The organism is Pseudomonas sp. TE36184, assembly GCF_054060055.1.
On sequence record NZ_JBSSCU010000001.1, the window covers coordinates 6,492,044 to 6,507,051 of the forward strand.

Sequence of the window (15,008 nt, forward strand, 5' to 3'; positions counted from 1 at the left end):
GGCAAGACGCTGGGTGAAAGCGACACCTTAGTGCTTAACGGCGCAGTCATTCATGAAACGTGGTGCAGACGCTGCTGCGGCTTATTGGTGAAGTCCTTCTGCGGGATCTGGAGAGTGACCGTCGCAATCAGTGAGGTTTGTTCACTTTCATCCAGGCTCAACTCACCGGTGCGGGTGTCGATCAACTCCAGTTGCCACGCCAGTAACGTCAGGCAGTTGTTCAAGGCATCGAGGGCCTGATCGTGCAGTTGCAAAGGGCTCTGCGCGTTGGCAATCAGGTCCTGGATATGTCGCGAGAACTCGCTGATCGCCTGCAGAGCCAGATCATCGGCCTTTTCGGCGAGCGCCGTGAGGCTGAACTTCATGCAGTCGATGGCATCGCTGTCATTACGAATCAAATGCAGATGGCTCAAGCACTCTTCCGACTTTCTCAGCAGCTTTTCGGCCTCTAGCAGGAATTCGGGAAGTGTGGTTTGCCACTCGTTCGCGCTATTCATCATGCAAGTCTCCACAGCATACGGTCGGGCGATGAGATGTCGCACTGCGTGAATAGCGTAAAACTACCGCTGAAAGATGACTGAAATCTGTAGGGCGCTTCTGAGACTTTAGTAGGACGTTTATTTGAATGATCATGCGAGGCGCGCACTGCCCTCGTCATCGGGGCCGATTGCGCAACTTCGATTGCCGACAGGTGAGTGTCCGGAAGGCCCGCGGGCCTTGGGCTTACGATGGCAAACAAAAGCCTGACTCCATTCATGCAATGAGAATGGCGTCACATTAATGGCAATTAGATATCGCGAATATCAGGTTGGGCCTGATTGTGCCTAGGGGAATCCCTTACGCAGCGGAACCTTGCGCCGATTTGAATGTCGCGCAATGTTGCTATTCTGCCCAATGAAAAGGCCTGTGCAGTAAAGCATGATGTCAGTGTGACATCAATGGATTTGCGTGGCATTTTACAGGGGTCAAGGTCTGGCGCTTGCCGCCGATAACAAGCTTAGCGAACCGCATAATCCCTTAGCGCGACCTGCGCGCATATCAGGAGCTTTTAATGGCCGGCATTCTCGACACGGTAGATCAACGCACACAATTGGTGGGTGAGAATCGCCTGGAGATTCTCATGTTTCGCCTGGCCGGGCGGCAGCTGTTCGCGATCAACGTGTTCAAGGTGCAGGAGGTCTTGCAACTGCCCAAGCTGACCCTGATGCCTCAGCGCCACCCGTTTGTGTGCGGCGTGGTCAACCTGCGGGGCCAGACCCTGCCGGTGATCGACCTGTCCCAGGCCATCGGCATGCGCCCGCTGGTGCCGGGGCCCAACAGCACCATCATCGTCACCGAGTACAACCGCTCGGTGCAGGCGTTCCTGGTGGGCGGCGTCGATCGCATCGTCAACATGAACTGGGAAGCCATCCTGCCGCCGCCGACCAGCGCCGGGCGCCAGCACTACCTCACGGCCATCAGCAAGGTCGATGACCAGTTGGTGGAAATCATCGACGTGGAAAAAGTCCTCGCCGAGATCGTGCCATACAACGCCAAGGTCTCCCGCGATAAACTCGATGACCCGATACTGGAGCGCGCCCGTGGCCGTGAAGTGCTGCTGGTGGACGACTCCAATGTCGCGCTGTCGCAGTTGCGCGACACCCTGGGCCAGTTGGGCGTGAAGATGCACATCGCCAGTGACGGCCTCAAGGCGCTGAACATGCTCAAGGCCTGGGCCGACAGCGGCCAGGTGATGACCGACAAATTGCTGATGATCTTCACCGACGCCGAAATGCCTGAGATGGACGGCTACCGCCTGACCACCGAGATCCGCAATGACCCACGCCTGCGTGAGCTGTACGTGGTGCTGCACACCTCGCTGTCGGGCAGTTTCAACGAGTCGATGGTGAAGAAGGTCGGGTGCGATAACTTCCTGTCCAAATTCCAGCCGGACAAGCTGGTGGATGTGGTGCGTCAGCGACTGATGCTGGACGAAGCGCCGGCTTGACCTTAGGGTGACGGTTTTGCCCCTCAGGAATGCAGGCTCATGCTCCGTCTCAGCGCGCTGTACCGTTACCCTTTGAAATCCGGCAAGGCCGAAACGTTGCAGCAGATCGGCCTGGACAAGCTCGGGTTGGATGGCGATCGACGCTGGATGCTGGTGGACGAAGCCAGCGGGCGTTTTTTGACGCAGCGCGCCGTGGCGACGATGAGCCAGCTGTCGGCGCTGTGGAACCGCAGCGGTGGCCTGACCCTCAGTTCGCCTGGCTACGCAGCGCTGGACGTGGCGTTGCCCGGCAGCGAGGCTGAACTGCGCGGTGTGACCATCTGGCGCGACACCTTGCGCGTGCCGGATGCGGGCGATGCCGCCGCCGCCTGGGTCAGCGACTTTATCGGCAAGCCGACGCGGCTGGTCCACATCCCGCTGGAGCGCGCGCGCACCACACAAGCCGGTTATGGCAAGGACGATGATCAGGTCGCGTTCGCCGACGGTTACCCGTTGCTGCTGATCGGCCAGGCCTCCCTGGACGACCTGTCCCGGCACGTCGGTCGGCCCATGGAAATGCTGCGCTTTCGCCCCAACCTGGTGATCGACGGTGGCGATGCGTTCGCCGAAGACGGCTGGAAACGCCTGCGCATCGGCGATGTCGAGTTTCGTGTGGTCAAGCCGTGCTCACGCTGCATTCTGACCACCATCGACCCGCAGACCGGCGAGCGCAGTGCCGACCGCGAACCGTTCGTGACGCTGGAGGCCTATCGCAAGACCGAAGACGGCGCGATGTTCGGCCAGAACCTGGTCAACGATGGCGTGGGCCGCCTGGAAGTGGGCATGCCGGTGACTGTCCTCGAATAATGCGCCCCCAAAAAAAATGCCCGTCTCCTGCGAGACGGGCATTTTTTTCGCGCGGGAATTGCTTAGCCGCGGTATTCGCACAGGTAAGCGGTGTCCACGGCGACCTTCAGCTGGAACTTGCTGTTGGCCGGAACGTGGAACAGGCTGCCGGCGGCGAAGGTTTCCCAGGTGCTGCTGTCGGGCAGCTTGACGGTCAGGGCGCCGGATACCACGTGCATGATTTCACGCTGGGCGGTGCCGAATTCGTATTCACCCGGGGCCATGACGCCGATGGTCGCCGGACCTTCTGCGGTGCCGAAAGCGATCGACTTGACGGTGCCGTCGAAGTACTCGTTGACTTTAAACATGGGCGAATCCTCGGAAAAAGGGTCTGGAAAGGTCGACCAGTATGCCCAAGGGCAAGGGAGCTGCCTAGACCGGCAAAATCAGCGGTAACAGGCGTGCGGTGTTGCGCGCATCTTCCAGCGCCCGGTGTTGCTGGCCATTGAACTGCATTCCCGCCAATTGCAGGGCGCTATTGAGCCCCGTTGGCTTGTCCAGGCGCCGGGCCTTGGCGAAGCGTTGCTTGAGGTTGATATGGGGCGTTTGGGCCAGCGCGCTGCTCAGGCCATGGCGCTGCCACTCCAGCTCGAGCTGCTGGCGATCGTAGTCGCCCCAGCTGGCCCAACCTTCCAGGTGTGCCTGATGCTGGCCCAGCCAGCGCTCGAACAGCGCCCACACATCGCCGAAAGGCGCGGCGCTGTCCATGTTCGCCTGGGTGATATGGGTCAGCTTGCGGCAGAAGGGCGTCAGCAATGGACGCCGCTGCGGTCGCACAAAACGCTGGAAATGATCCAACTCGCGGCCCTGGCGGTTGACCAGGCTTGCGCCGATCTCGATGACTTCCATCTCCGTCACGGGCCAGCCGCCGTCATCCGTTGTGGCTTCAAGGTCAATAATCAGCCAATGAGGCATCGTGCAGGTTCCCGTACTCTTCCCGTCCTGATGGGGATAGAGCGTAGCCCGGCCGCGTAGTTCCGCCCAGGCTTTATTCGATCTCCAGCAACACCTGGCGATTGCGCACCTGATCGCCGGCCATGACCTGCACGGCCTTGACCACACCGTCGATGCCGGCCTTCAGCGGATGCTCCATTTTCATCGCTTCGAGCACCAGCAGCAGTTGCCCCTGAGTGACGCGTTCACCGGCGCGCACGCGCACATCGACGATGGCGCCGTCCATCGGCGCCTCGACCCTGCCGCCGCCGGTTGGGGGCTGGCGGTTGGCAACGTGGTGGTTGCGGTTGGTCACGCTCACGCCCGGTAGCCACAGCTGGGCACCGTCGAGGTGGTAGGCACTGCGGCGGCGGATGCCGTTGATCACTGCGGTGGCCCAGCGGCCGTCGCTGCTGAGGTGGCGGATGTCGATGCCGTTGGCCTGCAGGTGATGGTCGGCGAGGACGCTGACCGTGATGTCCTGGACCGCATCGTCGACGGCCAACTGATAGCTCCACGGCACGTCAGCGCCGTTGCGCCACCCTGATAAGGCCGGGGCATGGGCCTGAGCGCTGTGTTGATAAAACAGCGCGGCGGCCAGGGCCAGCTGTTCGGCGGATGCGCGGGGGCGGCGGATCTCGCTGAAGTGTTCGGCGATCAACGCGGTGCTGAAGTCGCCGTGGATAAACTTCGGGTGCTTGAGCAGGTCGGTCAACAGCTGCTGGTTGCTCGCCACGCCCAGCAGCACCGTGTCCTCCACGGCGCGCAGCAGCTTGCGCCGCGCCTCCTCGCGGGTGGCGCCATGGGCGACGATCTTGCCGAGCAGCGGGTCATAGAACGGGCTGATGCGCTGACCTTCGAGAACCCCGTGGTCGACCCGCACGCCCGCGGCCGGTTCCCAGCGCAACACCGCACCGGTTTGCGGCAGAAAGCCCTGGGCCGGGTCTTCGGCGTACAGGCGCACTTCCATGGCGTGGCCGCTGAGGCTGACCTGCGCTTGCTGTAACGGCAGCGGTTGGCCGGCGGCAATTTGCAGTTGCCAGTCGACCAGATCGAGGCCGCTGATCAGTTCGGTGACCGGGTGTTCGACTTGCAGGCGAGTGTTCATCTCCAGGAAGTAGAACCGGCCGTCGCGGTCGAGCAGGAACTCCACCGTCCCGGCACCGACGTAATTCACCGCACGCCCGGCCTTCAGCGCCGCGTCGCCCATGGCCTGGCGCAGGGCCGGGGTCATCACCGGGCAGGGCGCCTCTTCAATGATTTTCTGATGGCGGCGCTGGACCGAGCAGTCGCGTTCGCCGAGGTGGATCAGGTTGCCGTGGCTGTCGCCGAACAGCTGGATTTCGACGTGGCGCGGTTCGATCAGCGCCTGTTCCAGGATCAGTTCGTCACTGCCGAATGCATTCAGGGCTTCGGAGCGGGCGCTGCGCAGTTGCTCTTGCAGGTGTTCGCGCTGATGCACCAGGCGCATACCTCGGCCGCCGCCGCCGGCACTGGCCTTGATCATCAGCGGGAAGCCGATGCGTTCAGCTTCTATTTGCAACGTGGCGTCGTCCTGGGCGCTGCCTTGGTAGCCGGCGACGCACGGGACACCGGCCTCGAGCATGGCGAGTTTGGACCGGCGCTTGCTGCCCATCAGTTCGATGGCCTCGACGCTGGGGCCGATGAAGGTCAGCCCGGCGTTTATGCAGGCGCGGGTGAAATCGGGGTTTTCAGAGAGAAAGCCATAACCGGGGTGGACCGCGTCGGCACCGGTGCGTTGGGCTGCGCTGAGAATCGCCGGGATATTCAGGTAGGACTGCTGCACCGGCGCCGGGCCGATATTCACGGCTTCGTCGGCCATCTGCACGTGCGCAGCCTGGGCGTCGGCGTCGCTGTAGACCGCTACGGTGCGATAGCCCAAGGCCTGGGCGGTGCGCTGGATGCGGCAGGCGATTTCGCCGCGGTTGGCGATCAGGATCTTGTTCATTCGGCCCACCGTGGCTTGCGCTGTTGCACAAAGGCCTGGGTGCCTTCGATCCCTTCTTCGCCCGTCGCCGCCTCGGCGAACCACGCGGCGGCCTGATCCAGCAACGGCCCCAGCGGTTGCTCCGCGCTGGCCAGCAGCAAGGCCTTGGTCCGCCCATTCGCCGCCGGCGCGCAACGCAATACCTGGCCCAGCACTTCATCCAGGCGTTCGGCCAACGCCTGCGGATCGCGCTCGACAAAATGCACCACGCCCAAGCGCTCAGCCTCGACCCCGTCGAACCGCGCCGCCGTCAGCGCCAGCCGGCGCGCGTGCGTCAGACCGATGCGCTTGACCACAAACGGCGCGATCTGCGCCGGCAGCAAGCCCAGGCTGGTCTCGGGCAAGCCGAACTGCGCCTGGTGATCAGCCAGCGCAATATCACTGACGCACGCCAAACCAAAGCCACCGCCCAGCACCGCGCCTTGCAGCACCACGATCACCACTTGGGGCACGGCTTCAACTTCCTGCAGCAAGGTGCCGAACGCGCGGTTCAGCGCCTGCAATTGCGCCTTGTCGCTGGCGCCGAGCAGGTCTTTCACGTCCGCCCCGGCGCAGAAATGCCCGGCCGCGCCGCTGATCACCAGCGCGCGCACCTGATCGTCCAACTGCGCCAGCACCGCGCGCAGTTCATTGACCATCTCCAGGCTCATCGCGTTGCGGCTTTGCGGACGGTTGAGGGTGATGTGCAGCACCCCGTTATGGGGTTCGAGCAGCAGGGTGTTCATGGTTTTTTCCCCGGCAGGGTGCCCATCAGTTTGCAGATGATGCCCAGCATGATTTCGTCGGCGCCGCCGCCAATCGACACCAGGCGCATATCGCGATAGGCGCGGGCCACCGGGTTGTCCCACATAAAGCCCATGCCGCCCCAGTATTGCAGGCAACTGTCGCTGACTTCGCGGCCCAGCCGCCCGGCCTTGAGCTTGGCCATGGAGGCCAGGCGCGTCACGTCCTGGCCTTTGATGTACTGCTCGGTGGCCTGGTAGACCAGGGCGCGCAGGCATTCGATTTCGGTGGCCAGTTCGGCCAGGCGAAAGTGAATCACCTGATTGTCGATCAGCGCTTTGCCGAAGGTCTGGCGCTCCTTGCAGTATTCGATCGTGCTGTCGATGCAGGACTCCAGGCCCTTGATCATATTGGCCGCGCCAAACAGGCGTTCTTCCTGGAATTGCAGCATCTGCATCATGAACCCCGCGCCTTCATGGCCGATGCGGTTGCGTTGCGGCACACGCACGCCGTCGAAGAACACCTGGGCGGTCTCGGAGCTGTGCATGCCGAGTTTTTCCAAGGGCGGGCTGACGCTGATCCTCGGTGTGTTCATCGGCACCATGATCAGCGACTTGTTGAGGTGCGGCTTGTCGTCGGAGGTGTTGGCCAGCAGGCACATGAAGTCGGCGCTCGGCGAGTTGGTGATCCACATTTTGCTGCCGTCGATCACGTAGTCGTCGCCGTCCTTGCGTGCCTGGGTCTTCAGCCCGGCCACATCGGAACCGGCGCCGGCTTCCGAGACGCCGATGCAACCGACTTGCTCGCCGCTGATCGCCGGGCGCAGGAATTCTTCGCGCAGTGCGTCGCAGCCGAAGCGGGCGAGGGCGGGGGTACACATGTCGGTCTGTACGCCGATGGACATGGGGATGCCGCCGCAGCGGATGCTGCCGAATTCTTCGGCGGCGACGATGGAGTAGCTGTAGTCCAGGCCCATGCCGCCGAATTGCTCGGGTTTGGAGATGCCCAGCAGGCCGAGGTCGCCGGCCTTGCGCAAGATATCGTGGATGGGGAAGCGGCCGGCTTTTTCCCATTCGTCGACGTGGGGGTTGATCTCGCGGTCGACGAAGGCGCGGACGGTGCGGCGCAGTGCCTGGTGTTCCTGGGTGAAGATCATTTTTTATTGTTCTCCGTGTGGGCGTTCTTCGGGTGTGCATGGCTCCATCTGTGGGAGCTGGTTTGCTGGCGGTTTTACAGCGGGTAGATATCCAATGGGCTCACCTCGCTCCAAATGTGGGAGGGGGCTTGCCCCCGATGGCGGCCTCTTGGCCGACCATTTTTTTGGGTTGAGTACATATCCGTTTCTTTGGTAACGGCTGCTATGGGTTCCGCTCTTACAGCGGGTCACTTTTGGAAAAGAGCCCCAAAAGTAACCAAAAGGGCTCTTGCCCCACCACTCGGCACCTCGCCTAGGCTCGGTGTGCCCGAACGCAGGCTTGAATCCGTGGGCCGCCGTCATGGGCCATCCCTGGCCCAGGACGGCTAACCCGGCGTCCTGCCGGGTTACCCACGGATTCAAGCCTGCGTTCGGCCAGCGTGGTTTGACGGGGCGCCTAAGATCAAGATCAAGATCAAAAGCAGAGCAAAAGCAGAGCAACAGCAGGGTTTTGTTGTCTTGATGACTTTAGAGCCGTGCTACGCCAAAGCTGTTCGGTTGCAACGTCCGCATGTCGGCTTCCTGGCAGATATCGAGTAGGAACCCCAATAACGTGCGGGTATCCCGTGGGTCGATCAGGCCGTCATCCCATAGGTTTGCACTGCCGTACAGTGCGGTGGATTGGCTGTCGAGTTTTTGTGCGGTGACTTGTTCCAGCATGTCGAGCATCTTGGGGTCGGGGGTCAGGCCGTCTTTCCGTTGTTTGGCTTCGGTGACGATGCGCAGCACTTTGCCGGCCTGGGCGCCGCCCATCACGGCGGTGCGGCTGTTGGGCCAGGCGAAGATGAAGCGCGGGTCGAGGCCGCGGCCGCACATGGCGTAGTTGCCGGCGCCGTAGGAGCCGCCGACCACCACGGTGAGTTTGGGCACACGGGCATTGGTCACCGCCTGGATCATCTTCGCGCCGTGCTTGATCACGCCTTGCTGTTCCGCCTCGGTGCCGACCATAAAGCCGGTGGTGTTGTGCAGGAACAGCAGCGGCGTGCGGCTCTGGTCGCACAGTTGGATGAATTGCGCGGCCTTGCAGGCGCCCTTGGGCGTGATCGGGCCGTTATTGCCGATCACGCCGACGGCGCGGCCCTGGATGTGCAGGTGGCCGCACACGGTATGTGCGTCGAACTCGCCCTTGAACTCGAGGAAGTTCGAACCATCGGCCAGGCGTGCGAGGATTTCGCGGACGTCGTAGGGTTTTTTCGGGTCGTCGGGGATCAGCCCGAGCAGTTCGTCGATGGGGTACAGCGGCTCGGCATACGTGCGTTTGGGCATCGACGGCAGGCGCTCGTTCCACGGCAGCAGGCTGACGATTTCGCGCACGATCCGCACCCCGTCGGCATCGTTTTCCGCCAGGTATTCCGCGGTGCCGGCGATTTGCGCGTGCATCTCGGCGCCGCCCAGTGCTTCATCGGTGGCGACTTCGCCGGTCGCGGCCTTGAGCAGCGGCGGGCCGGCCAGGAACAGCTTGGCCTTGCCGCGCACCACCACCACGTAATCCGACAGCCCCGGCTGATACGCGCCGCCCGCCGTGGCCGAGCCGTGGACCACGGTGATCTGCGGCAAGCCCATGGCCGACATGCGCGCCTGGTTGGCGAAGCTGCGCGCGCCTTCGACGAAAATCTCCGCCGCGTAGTTGAGGTTGGCGCCGCCGCTTTCGGCGAGGGTCACCACCGGCAGTTGGTTTTCCATCGCGATCTGTTGCAGGCGCAGGGATTTCTTCAGGCCCGTGGGGGAAATGGTGCCGCCCTTGATCGCGCTGTTATTCGCCACCACCAGCACGCGCACGCCGCTGACGTAACCGATGCCGGCGATCAACCCGCCGCCGGCGGCGCTGCCGTCCTTGTCGTCATGGAGTTTGTAGCCGGCCAGGCTGGCCAGTTCCAGGAACGGCGCGCCAGGGTCCAGCAGCAGGTTGAGGCGTTCACGCGGCAGCAATTGCCCGCGTTTGTCGAACTTGGGCTTGGCTTCCTGCGCCTTGCTCAACAGGTTCTGCTCCAACAGGCGCAGTTGCTGCAGGCTCGCCAGCAGCGCTTCGCGGTTGCGCACAAAGTCTGGGCTGTGGGCGTCAATCAGGGTTTCGATCACCGGCATGGTTTATGACTTCCCTTTGAGGACATCCGGCTGGTCGGCTTTGAAGATCGAGTCGAAGGCCACGGCAACGCTCCTTTACGTGAGTTGATCGGCGATGTGCTGCGGCACGGCGATGGGGATTTCCAGCAACTGCTGGGCAAACGCCTTGCCCTGCGGGTCGATGCGCAGGCTGGCGATGCCGCCGCCGCCCAAGGCGTTTTCCAGCAGGAAGTTGAGGCTGTGGCTGCCGGGCAGGTACCAGCGTTCGACGCGACCGTGGACCGGGTCGAGCACGTGGCCCATCCAGTCGACGACCACGGCCGGGGTCAGGGCTTCGGCGATCCACGGCAGGTACGCCGGGTCGCGGGCAATCACCCCGATGTTGCTGTGGTTGCCCTTGTCGCCGGAACGGGCCACCGCGAGTTTCACCAGGGGCACGCTGGCATCGGCGCGGCCTTGGGGTTTGGGCGGTTCGAGGGCGGCGGCCGGCGTGCCCAGTGCGTGGCTGGCCGGAAGCGCGCAAGCGTGGCGTTCACCCTGCAAATCAATCGCCAGCTCACAGGACGATTTATTGATCAGGAACGAAAACAGTCGAATCAACGGATACACCGTCGGCCGCCCGCCGACGATGCCGGTCAGCCCCGGCGCCATGCCGGTGGCGGCCTGGGCGATTTCGCGGGCGAACAGCACCAGCGCCGGCTTGCTCGGGTGGCGCACCGCCAACTTCACCACCACTTCGCGGCAGTCCCGGCGTCGGGCATGCGCGCCGTAGGTGGCTTCGCTGCCGAGCAGTTCGATATTCACCTCGGTGTAGGGCGCCCAACCGCGCTGCCTGAACAGCTCCGACGTCTTGTCGATAATCGCCTGGGCGACCCGCTCGGCCTTGGCCACCGCGTCGATCCCGGCGATCAGGCAACTGGCGGTGCAGCGAAAACCATCCGGGTAAGTGGCGCTGACCTTGTATTGAGCGGTCGGCGGCAAACCCTTGGCACCGTGCAGACGCACACTGTGTTTGCCTTGCTGCTGCAATTTGACCTGGCTGAAATCGCAGATCACATCGGGCAGCAAGTAGGCGCGCGGGTCGCCGATTTCGTAGAGCAGTTGTTCGGCCACGCTCAGCTCGCTGATCAACCCGCCGCTGCCCGCGACTTTATTCACGGTGAACTGGCCGTCGGCGCTGACGTCGACGATGGGAAAACCGATGTGCTCGTAATCCGGCACGTCGCGCCAGTCGGTGAAGTTGCCGCCGGTACACTGCGCGCCGCATTCGATGATATGCCCGGCCAGGGCGGCCTGGGCGAGGCGGTCGTAGTCCTGCCATGACCAGTTGAATTCATGCACCAACGCGGCGCTGACCACCGCGCTGTCGACCACCCGCCCGGTGATGACGATATCCGCCCCCAGCTCAAGCGCGCGGACAATGCCCGGCGCGCCGAGGTAGGCATTGGCGGACACGCACAGCGGCGGCAGCGGCGCGCCGTTGAACATGTCGACGCTGCCGCGCAGGTGTTTGAGTTGGGGCTGCAGGTCATCGCCCAGCAGCACGGCGATTTTCAGCGGCAGTTGCGCCGCGTCGCAGGCCGCTTGCAGGGCGGCGGCGCAGGCCTGGGGGTGGATGCCCCCCGCGTTGCTGATCACGCGGATGCCCTGGCGTTGGATCTCGGCCAGCAGCGGCGACAGCACCTCGACAAAGTCCGTGGCGTAGCCGGCCTGGGGATCTTTGATCCGCGCAGCGGCGAGGATCGACATCGTGACTTCCGCCAGGTAGTCGAACACCAGATAGTCCAGCTTGCCGCCGTGTACCAACTGGGCGGCGGCGGTGCAGGTGTCGCCCCAGAAGGCGCTGGCGCAGCCGATGCGAACCGTCTTGCTCATGAGAAATCCTTCCTCGAATGGCTGGAGACGAGACTACCAAGCAAGCGCTTGGTTTGTAAACTCCGGACACAAGTTTTCAGCCAAGCGCTTGCTTGGCTGGCAGGCACGGCCTAAATTGCCGGCCAAGATGTCAGCAGACGTAAAGGAGAGCAGCATGGATGAGCACAAAGCCCTGCGGGTGATGCGCGCCATGGTCGACGGCGGCCAATTGACCGACCCCGACAGTGCCCGGGGCAAGTTGCTGCAAACCGCGGCTCACCTGTTTCGCAACAAGGGCTTCGAGCGCACCACCGTGCGCGACCTGGCCGGTGCCGTGGGCATCCAGTCCGGCAGCATCTTTCATCACTTCAAGAGCAAGGACGAGATCCTGCGCGCGGTGATGGAAGAAACCATCCGCTACAACACTGCGCTGATGCGTGCGTCGCTGGAAGAGGCGAGCACGGTGCGCGAGCGCGTGCTGGCGCTGATTCGCTGCGAATTGCAGTCGATCATGGGCGGCAGCGGCGAAGCCATGGCGGTGTTGGTGTACGAGTGGCGTTCGCTGTCGGCCGAGGGCCAGGCCCAGGTGCTGGCCTTGCGTGATGTCTATGAAGCGATCTGGCTGCAGGTGCTGGGCGAGGCCAAGGCCGCCGGCTATATCAAGGGGGATGTGTTTATCGCCCGGCGCTTCCTCACCGGTGCCTTGTCCTGGACCACCACTTGGTTCCGCGCCGAGGGCAGCTTGACCCTCGAGCAGTTGGCCGAAGAGGCGTTGTTGATGGTTTTGAAGGCTGATTGAGGCGCAAGCTATTAATTTTCCGGTGGAAGTTGTCTCGCCAGACAAAAACGCCTAGCTTATTGCCATCAGCAGGTTAAACGGTGTGTGCCTTAATGTTTTCGCCATGGCGACTGGCTGCAGGACTTACTTTATGGGCACTGGGCACCGTTGCGTGGATGCCGGCTTCGGCTGCGCAATTGGTGAGGATCGGCGCTGCGCATTTTCCGCCGTACACCGTGCGCCCCGAGCAGGGCGCCGACACCGGATTGCTGCCGCAGTTGGTCGAAGCCCTGAACGCCTCGCAAACCGATTATCAGTTCGTGTTGGTGCCGACCTCGATCCCGCGACGCTTTCGCGATTTCGAGCAGGGCCGGGTCGACGTGGCGATTTTCGAAAACCCCGACTGGGGCTGGCAGAAGATTCCTCACACCACGGTCGACATGGGCCTGGAAGATGCCGAAATCTTCGTCGCCCAGCGTGAGCCCGATCGCGACCAGAATTATTTCGCCAGCCTTGGCGGCAAGCGCCTGGCGGTATTCAGCGGTTATCACTACGCCTTCGCCAACTTCAATGCCGACCCCAAGTTCATGGCCGAGCACTTCAACGCGACGTTGACCTACTCCCATGACAGTAACCTGCTGATGGTCGCGCGCGGTCGCGCCGATATCGCCCTGGTGACCCGCTCGTACCTGAGTGATTTTCTGGCGCGCAACGTCGACATGGCCGCCCAGTTCCTGATCTCGGAGCGCGTCGACCAGGTGTACCACCACTACGCGTTGCTGCGGCCCAAGGCGCCGATCAGCAGCGCAGCGTTTGCCGGCCTGCTCAAACGTTTGCGCGATGACGGCGAGCTGTTGAAGATATTCGAGCCCTATCGCATCGATGTGACGGCGGTGCCCTGAGGTTTCGGGAGACCAGGCTTCGCGCCGGGGCGAGTTTCAGAGCCGCCGTGCAAATGTATCGCTGTGACTGCCCGACACCTTGCGGCAATGCACCAGCGCATCGCGAATCATGAAGTTGACCAGGGTCGGCGAGACGCCGAGTTCCTTGGCGATGTCCTTTTGCGGCACGCCGTGCAGACGGTACATCTCGAACGCATAGCGGGTGCGCTGGGGCAGTTCCGTCAGGGCGTCGGCGATGTTCTCCAGGGTGTTGAAATTGATGTGCGAAGTTTCCGGTGACGCGCCCTGAATCACCACATTCAAGCCTTCCTCTTCGGTCCCCGAATATTTGAGCTCCAGGGCCTGCTTGCGATAGTGATCGATCGCCAGGTTGCGCACGATCTGGAACAGATAACTCAATTGCGCCTTGAACGATGAGGTGATCGTCGGCGCCGATTGCAGCCGGAAGTAGGCATCCTGCACGACGTCTTCGGCCCGGGAGCGGCAGCCGGTAATACGTGCTGCGATCTTTACCAGAATCAGCCGATTATCGACGAATGCCTGGAGCAGCGGTGAGTCGCACCTGCCTGTGGATACTTGTTCCGTCATGGAAATCACCTTGATCGCAAAAGAGGTTAGGGGAGGGCGTCCGTGCTGAGGCCTCCTACACATCGGGCAACAAATTATGCTGAATGATAATTATTGTCAAATGAGAAGTCTGACTGATTTTGTCCGTGGGCTGAAGGTGTGAACCCCGTCTCGCTCGTCCTCGACGACTAATTATTTGGCGGCGCCGTCCGTTCTTCTGGGTGACAGGTTCGTTGGTAAAACGGCCAAGGATCAGCACCCGCAGGAGGGCAAGATGGGTTTTTATCGTGCATACGGCGCGTTTCAGGTGGGGGGCGTCGAGCGATGAGCGCACCGACTCGACTGCGCCTGTTCTGCCTGCCTTATTCGGGGGCCAGCGCCATGGTGTACGTGCGTTGGCGGCGTGTTCTGCCGGACTGGTTGCAGGTGTGCCCGCTGGAGTTGCCGGGGCGTGGCATGCGGATGGACGAGCCGTTGCAACGCGACATCGGCGCCTTGGCCGCGCAGTTGGCGGATGAAATCAGTCGTGACCTGAACGGCCCCTACGCGTTGTTCGGCCACAGCCTTGGCGGCCTGCTGGCGTTCGAGCTGGCGCACGCGCTCAAAGCGCGCAACGTGCCTGCGCCGCTGGCGCTGTTTGCGTCCGGCACCGCCGGCCCGGCGCGGCGCGACGTCAGCGAGTACGCCCGCGAAAAGACCGATGAGCAACTGATCGCCCGCCTGCGCGACCTGCAAGGCACCGCCGAAGCAGCCCTGGCCAACCGCGAATTGATGCAGTTGATGTTGCCGATCCTGCGCGCCGACTTCCTGCTGTGCGGCAGCTTCGCCTATGGCCGACGCGAGCCGCTGGGCATGCCGATCCATGTGTTCGGCGGCAAGCAGGACAGCGTGCGCGCCGACCAGTTACTCGACTGGCAGGCAGACGCCGCCAGCGGGTTTTCCCTGGACCTGTTCGACGGCCACCACTTCTTTCTGGTGCAGCACGAAAGCGCGGTGCTGCGCTGTGTGCGGCGCTACGCCGAGGAACACCTGGCGCGCTGGCGCAATGGCGCGGCGCGGCGACTGACCGCCGGCTGAACCCTTCCCGATTTTCCCGTAAGCCGATTTCAGGC

At 62.9% G+C, this 15,008-nt stretch carries 14 protein-coding genes; 5 read left to right on the forward strand and 9 right to left on the reverse strand.

The window, feature by feature from the left end; genetic code table 11:
* Positions 1-50 precede the first annotated feature (50 nt).
* Entirely contained in the window at positions 51-500 is a 450-nt protein-coding gene (locus tag ACVWZP_RS29540) for a hypothetical protein (protein ID WP_169865368.1), read from the reverse strand.
* Between the two features lie 551 nt (positions 501-1,051).
* On the opposite strand from ACVWZP_RS29540, the gene ACVWZP_RS29545 reads away from it, so the two are divergent.
* Positions 1,052-1,987: a chemotaxis protein CheV gene (locus ACVWZP_RS29545; RefSeq protein WP_046382532.1), complete on the forward strand. Its 936-nt coding sequence runs from the start codon at positions 1,052-1,054 to the stop codon at positions 1,985-1,987.
* Positions 1,988-2,026: 39 nt separating this feature from the next.
* Complete coding sequence (locus tag ACVWZP_RS29550; RefSeq protein WP_046382533.1) at positions 2,027-2,833, forward strand: MOSC domain-containing protein; 807 nt, start codon at positions 2,027-2,029, stop codon at positions 2,831-2,833.
* Between the two features lie 62 nt (positions 2,834-2,895).
* Here ACVWZP_RS29550 and ppnP read toward each other — a convergent pair whose 3' ends face one another.
* The 7 genes from ppnP to ACVWZP_RS29585 all read right to left on the reverse strand — a co-directional run bounded on the left by ppnP (position 2,896) and on the right by ACVWZP_RS29585 (position 11,670).
* Complete coding sequence (ppnP, locus tag ACVWZP_RS29555; RefSeq protein ID WP_017849400.1) at positions 2,896-3,180, reverse strand: pyrimidine/purine nucleoside phosphorylase; 285 nt, start codon at positions 3,178-3,180, stop codon at positions 2,896-2,898.
* A 64-nt stretch (positions 3,181-3,244) separates the two neighbouring features.
* Positions 3,245-3,787, reverse strand: a complete 543-nt coding sequence (locus ACVWZP_RS29560) for an exonuclease domain-containing protein (RefSeq protein ID WP_046382534.1) — start codon at positions 3,785-3,787, stop codon at positions 3,245-3,247.
* 73 nt (positions 3,788-3,860) lie between these two features.
* Positions 3,861-5,774 (reverse strand): acetyl/propionyl/methylcrotonyl-CoA carboxylase subunit alpha, encoded by a 1,914-nt coding sequence (locus tag ACVWZP_RS29565; RefSeq protein ID WP_457370352.1) that lies wholly within the window; start codon positions 5,772-5,774, stop codon positions 3,861-3,863.
* Positions 5,771-6,538 carry an enoyl-CoA hydratase/isomerase family protein gene (locus tag ACVWZP_RS29570; RefSeq protein WP_079444443.1) on the reverse strand — a complete coding sequence of 256 codons (768 nt, stop codon included), beginning with the start codon at positions 6,536-6,538 and terminating at the stop codon, positions 5,771-5,773. The genes ACVWZP_RS29565 and ACVWZP_RS29570 overlap by 4 nt, the downstream gene beginning before the upstream one ends.
* Entirely contained in the window at positions 6,535-7,692 is a 1,158-nt protein-coding gene (gene atuD / locus ACVWZP_RS29575; RefSeq protein ID WP_457370353.1) for a citronellyl-CoA dehydrogenase, read from the reverse strand. The genes ACVWZP_RS29570 and atuD overlap by 4 nt, the downstream gene beginning before the upstream one ends.
* Positions 7,693-8,199: 507 nt before the next feature.
* Positions 8,200-9,816, reverse strand: a complete 1,617-nt coding sequence (gene atuC, locus ACVWZP_RS29580) for a geranyl-CoA carboxylase subunit beta (protein ID WP_457370354.1) — start codon at positions 9,814-9,816, stop codon at positions 8,200-8,202.
* 75 nt (positions 9,817-9,891) lie between these two features.
* The gene (locus tag ACVWZP_RS29585; protein WP_457370355.1) at positions 9,892-11,670 is read right to left on the reverse strand and encodes an acyclic terpene utilization AtuA family protein; all 1,779 of its coding nucleotides are present in this window, start codon (positions 11,668-11,670) and stop codon (positions 9,892-9,894) included.
* Positions 11,671-11,824: 154 nt separating this feature from the next.
* Here ACVWZP_RS29585 and ACVWZP_RS29590 point away from each other — a divergent pair, with 154 nt between their 5' ends.
* Positions 11,825-12,448, forward strand: coding sequence for a TetR/AcrR family transcriptional regulator (locus ACVWZP_RS29590; protein WP_046382540.1), 624 nt, complete (start codon positions 11,825-11,827; stop codon positions 12,446-12,448).
* Between the two features lie 92 nt (positions 12,449-12,540).
* Positions 12,541-13,329 carry a substrate-binding periplasmic protein gene (locus ACVWZP_RS29595; RefSeq protein ID WP_079444439.1) on the forward strand — a complete coding sequence of 263 codons (789 nt, stop codon included), beginning with the start codon at positions 12,541-12,543 and terminating at the stop codon, positions 13,327-13,329.
* A gap of 36 nt (positions 13,330-13,365) precedes the next feature.
* On the opposite strand, the gene ACVWZP_RS29600 is transcribed toward ACVWZP_RS29595, so the two are convergent.
* Positions 13,366-13,917 (reverse strand): RNA polymerase factor sigma-70, encoded by a 552-nt coding sequence (locus ACVWZP_RS29600; protein WP_017845800.1) that lies wholly within the window; start codon positions 13,915-13,917, stop codon positions 13,366-13,368.
* Positions 13,918-14,220: 303 nt separating this feature from the next.
* On the opposite strand from ACVWZP_RS29600, the gene ACVWZP_RS29605 reads away from it, so the two are divergent.
* On the forward strand, positions 14,221-14,973 hold the full coding sequence (locus ACVWZP_RS29605) for a thioesterase II family protein (protein ID WP_017845801.1): 753 nt from the start codon (positions 14,221-14,223) through the stop codon (positions 14,971-14,973).
* Positions 14,974-15,008: the final 35 nt, after the last annotated feature.